We start from the raw sequence: 4,344 nt of genomic DNA, 5'->3' as shown, positions 1-4,344 counted from the left end.
AGGTCAGTCCCCTTCGACGGCAGCTTTCTTTATCAGGCCATAAGGGAAGACGAACATTGGGATCAAAACTGACAATCCCCCCGATCTTTTGAAAACTATCTATTACTTTTATATGAGTTTGTTTCATTGGACTTTCGACTAAATCTACAGAACAAAAATGAAGAAGGTCTCCCTTATCAAACCACTCTACTTTCACCTCGTTTGGTAAGAGTAATAAGTCAGCTGAATTCCTTCTGTAAAACTGAAGTTCCTATCTCCCAATTTATCTACAGATACGAATGCCAAACCAGTCTCTCCTTCATCACATCGAATAATGTAGGAAGTATCTACCTCATTTTGTTCAAGCACATCTACTAAATAATCACCAAAGCTATTATTAGCTATTTTGGTTAGCATAACAGAATCTCCTCCGTATTTTGCAATCGCAATTGCAACGTTCATAGGAGCTCCCCCAGCCACACGTTCAAAACTAGTAACTTTTTTTAAAGACTTTTCTTTTTGAACAGGAATAAAATCAATTAATGTTTCACCAATACAAAAAACTCTTTTCAACATCTTCACCCCAAAACAATGAACAAGTGCTTGTACACTTGTTCATTCATAGTTTATTTCCAGATATCTTTTAACTTTCAATATGTTAATTCATTAATCTTTACATCTTGAACATCTGCAAATACCTCAATGCCTAATCTATCTTCAGTTGGATACATACGACTTGTCATAGTTGCTTGTCCCTCATTTGCAAATACTTCAATAGAGGATCGATCAATGAATATGCGTAAAGAAAGCTCTTGATTTGCTCTAAAAATGGTATTTCTTACACCATCTTCAACTTTACCAGACTTAGAACAATCGAGTGTCAGTGTTTCTTTGTCCAAGTGATACGTTAATACAATCTCTTCCTGGTTAATTCCACGTATTTTTATTCCAACTGATTGAGTGTTACAATGGTATTCTTACTGGTAAATACTTCTTCTAAACCAATTTGAATCATAAGTTCTCTTCCTGCCTCTATATCTACAAGTAAAGCTTTTACTAAACCATTGTTATTCCTATATATTTGCAATTATCTAACCACCTATTTCTGTAAATTGTTACGTTTTTCTTTAACACTAACTATATTTTTTTCTGTAAAATCCAATTAAAAGCTCGGAATCCCTTTTTTAGGGTTTGAATAGCTTATTTTTTATACCTAATGCGTGTTACAATACGTCTTGTATTTGACATAGAATAACCCTTTCAATTAATCATCAAGAATTTGCTTAGTATAAGTAGTAAAATTACTTAAATACTTATCTAAGATTTGCTGCAAAATACCCTGATTAATCGCTTGATAATCGTGAGCAGCAATGTTCCGAAACCCTACCATATCTTTCATTCTATACGCAATCTCACTTGTAATGATTGTGAATCTAGCATACCAAAAGCTTCTCTGCTGGTTTGAAGAAGGCCTAATCGTTCTTCAGCTATAAGAATAGGTTCTGTTCGTTCTTTTATTTTCTTTTTAAACTTTTGGCAACTATATATTTATTTTATATTGAGAAGAGTGTTATGTTTCTCACACATTCTTGCTTATTATAATCCACTTGTGACCTTCACATTCTCTAACCAGAACTTTCATAATACTATTTTTTTACTCCTTCATAAGTTCAACTAGATAAAAATTTTTGTTGATATATGTAAGTTTTTGAAGATAAATAAGTTGAACTAAAAGATTGAAATTCTGTCCTTCTTCTTGTATAATGAGTTCAACAGAAGTTCAACTTAAAAATGAGGTGTATAAACATGAAAATTTCACGTTTTAATAAAGACTGTGGAAACTCCGTTGATATGAATATCATTGATGGATACCTATTTGATTTCCCAACCAACGTTGTAGAATTACAAAAAGATGTTGCTGATTCATTTTTTACAGATGCCGTAACAGCACCAGAAGAGTTTAAGAAGCGTATCTTACTATCTACAACAATCGGTGACGAAGAGAAAGAACGTTATTTCTTAGTCGGTGATATCGCAGCAAGCCAACAACTTGCGAATAACCACATCAATCGTTTACATAACAAAATTACAAGTCATATTCCTTATGTGACATTTCTAGCTGCCATTGCATACTACCATACATTACATGCAAAAGATCAAAAAGATAATGGCATCGAGATTGACTATTTCTCTACGATGTTACCAATCTGGTTACTAAAAAAAGAAAGCACATTTGGTGAAGCACAAAAAGCAATGGCAACTCGCTTCTTAGGTGACCATGCTTTCCGTATTCATACACCAGGGTTCGAAAAAGAAATAAAAGTTTCTGTAGAAGAAAGTGCATGTTTAAAAGAAGGGGAAATTGCACGCTTTGCATTAAAGAAAGACTTAACGCTTCAAGACCGTGAAGATGCTAATGAATATATAGAATGTGAAACCGTGATGGTTGATATTGGCGGAGGATCCATTGATGTTGTTATTCTACCTGAAGGATTGAAAGCTGCAAACAGTCGCGAATCATTCCAAAGTATTGAAGGTATTCCATACTTAGCGCACATTGATAAGTTACGAAAAGAAAAATTCCCAGAGCTGTTTACCGATTTACGTGCATTTGATCAGTTTATTTTAGATAACTACAACAAACAAAAATTTGAGTTGAAGAATGAAAATACGGGTGAATCTATTGATTTAACAGCTCAAATTACATCTTCTCTAAAAGAATATGTAGAGATTTTACTAGCGAAGTTAAATGATGTGGCCCCACCACCAGCAAATAAAGTTCGTAAATATGTATATAGTGGTGGTGTTGCTCCGACACTAAAAGTAGCCATTATGGATAGCATGAATGAAAAAATCGGTGAAGAACGTACCGAGAAATATCATAAAGTGCCAGAAAATAGTCGTCACTTGAATTTATTCGGCTTAGAAATTCGAAGCCTTGGATATCTTCAAAAGAAACAAGCCGAGAAGAAAGCCGTTAAATCCTAACAGCGTAGGTGATAACCATGTCAGAGCGTCAGAACGCCTTTACGATTAAAACCAACCAGTTAAGTGATGAAGTCTATGACGTACTTGCAAAATATGCAAAATCCCGAAAATTAGGGGACTATATTTCATCCTTAGTTGTTCGTGAGCTTCATAGTTCATCTTCCAGCCAAGTAGAACAAACACATAGAACAGAAGAGCTTCTCGAACATATCAATTCAGAACTGCAGGAATTAAAGCAGTTAGCTAAAGCTAACGGTTTTGTAGGTAAACAAGAAGAGTTAGAAGACGAGCATTCAGAAAGTCAAACCCTAAAAGAAGGTAAAGTTGCCGATTTAGAACAAGTATCTGGTTCTTTAGAGGACGATGATCTCGAAGAATATAGTGATTTTTAAAATACTAATCCACTAGGTGTCCTAGTGGATTTTTTACTTTCCGTGGTTTATTGATTTTCAATGTATTTCTATATATACAGAGAGCGTGCTCAAACTAAAATAATAATGTGAATGAGGAGTTTATTTATTGGTAATAGCAATCAGTACGAGTACTTCTATTTATTCTAAATCCCCTCCTTACTTCTTTGTCTGAAGAACATTAATAATTAGGTGTAACAGATACTATATTGATAATAAAATTACGCCTAAAGTGTTAGATAGAAGGAATCGGTATAGTCATGGTATACTAATAACAAACATGGAAATGATGGAGGATATTATGACAAAACGATTAGATTTGCGTGTCGACTTTGCATTTAAATCACTATTTGGCACACATGGAAATGAATCTATTTTAGCTGCTTTTTTGAACGCAGCACTCCGTTTTCCAGATGATAAAAAAATTCAGACGGTGCAGTTATTAGATCCACATTTCAATAAAGAAAACCAAGAAGATAAACGCTCTATTTTAGACGTACACGCACAGTTAGAGAATGGAAGCCGCGTTAATATTGAAATTCAGCTTAATAACAAACATGACATGGAAAAACGAACACTCTATTACTGGTCTAAAATGTACAGTAGTCAAATGAAAGAAGGCATGGACTACGGAGAGCTTTGTAAAACGATTACCATTAACATTGTGAACTTCCGTTATTTATCTCATATTCATGATTATCACTCTACCTTTCAGTTATATGAGCGAGAGCAGAAATTACTCTTAACGGATATGCTGGAAATTCATTTCATGGAGCTACCTAAGTTATTAATAAAATGGCGTAACAGAGAGGTAGACCCCCGGGAAGATCAACTTGTGCGATGGTTATTATTACTTGAAGCATCCGAAGATGAAGAAATCACTCAGGTATTGGAGGAGATTGCGATGCAAGAAGATCAAGTATTAAAGAAAGCGATGGACGAGTGGGAACGTGTTAGCCAAGATCCG

General features: G+C 34.5%; 7 protein-coding genes. 3 read left to right on the top strand and 4 right to left on the bottom strand.

The window, feature by feature from the left end; all coding sequences use genetic code 11:
• Window positions 1-192 precede the first annotated feature (192 nt).
• The 4 genes from AC1VNJ_RS26765 to AC1VNJ_RS26750 all read right to left on the bottom strand — a co-directional run bounded on the left by AC1VNJ_RS26765 (window position 193) and on the right by AC1VNJ_RS26750 (window position 1,369).
• Window positions 193-555 carry a PfkB family carbohydrate kinase gene (locus AC1VNJ_RS26765; protein WP_482641629.1) on the bottom strand — a complete coding sequence of 121 codons (363 nt, stop codon included), beginning with the start codon at window positions 553-555 and terminating at the stop codon, window positions 193-195.
• Between the two features lie 74 nt (window positions 556-629).
• Window positions 630-896, bottom strand: coding sequence for a GH32 C-terminal domain-containing protein (locus AC1VNJ_RS26760; protein WP_482641630.1), 267 nt, complete (start codon window positions 894-896; stop codon window positions 630-632).
• Between the two features lie 26 nt (window positions 897-922).
• Entirely contained in the window at window positions 923-1,066 is a 144-nt protein-coding gene (locus AC1VNJ_RS26755) for an aspartyl-phosphate phosphatase Spo0E family protein (RefSeq protein WP_482641628.1), read from the bottom strand.
• 177 nt (window positions 1,067-1,243) lie between these two features.
• A complete protein-coding gene (locus AC1VNJ_RS26750) occupies window positions 1,244-1,369 on the bottom strand; it encodes a HepT-like ribonuclease domain-containing protein (RefSeq protein ID WP_482641627.1) in 126 nt (41 codons plus the stop codon).
• A 416-nt stretch (window positions 1,370-1,785) separates the two neighbouring features.
• On the opposite strand from AC1VNJ_RS26750, the gene AC1VNJ_RS26745 reads away from it, so the two are divergent.
• The 3 genes from AC1VNJ_RS26745 to AC1VNJ_RS26735 all read left to right on the top strand — a co-directional run.
• Window positions 1,786-2,967, top strand: coding sequence for an Alp7A family actin-like protein (locus AC1VNJ_RS26745; RefSeq protein ID WP_482641626.1), 1,182 nt, complete (start codon window positions 1,786-1,788; stop codon window positions 2,965-2,967).
• 17 nt (window positions 2,968-2,984) lie between these two features.
• On the top strand, window positions 2,985-3,359 hold the full coding sequence (locus AC1VNJ_RS26740; RefSeq protein ID WP_482641625.1) for a hypothetical protein: 375 nt from the start codon (window positions 2,985-2,987) through the stop codon (window positions 3,357-3,359).
• A 319-nt stretch (window positions 3,360-3,678) separates the two neighbouring features.
• Window positions 3,679-4,344 (top strand): Rpn family recombination-promoting nuclease/putative transposase (locus AC1VNJ_RS26735; RefSeq protein WP_482641624.1); only part of this gene is annotated, 666 nt, incomplete at its 3' end.

Source organism: Priestia sp. 3CA3, assembly GCF_056836725.1.
The sequence above is the reverse complement of the archived record's forward strand: the minus strand, read 5'-3'. Positions and strand labels throughout refer to the sequence as shown.

Bases quoted from the DNA above. Each gene is read 5' to 3' on its own strand.
- AC1VNJ_RS26765 (WP_482641629.1), bottom strand. From the start codon at position 555: ATGTTGAAAAGAGTTTTTTGTATTGGTGAAACATTAATTGATTTTATT.
- AC1VNJ_RS26750 (WP_482641627.1), bottom strand. From the start codon at position 1,369: ATGGTAGGGTTTCGGAACATTGCTGCTCACGATTATCAAGCGATTAAT.
- AC1VNJ_RS26745 (WP_482641626.1), top strand. From the start codon at position 1,786: ATGAAAATTTCACGTTTTAATAAAGACTGTGGAAACTCCGTTGATATG.
- AC1VNJ_RS26740 (WP_482641625.1), top strand. From the start codon at position 2,985: ATGTCAGAGCGTCAGAACGCCTTTACGATTAAAACCAACCAGTTAAGT.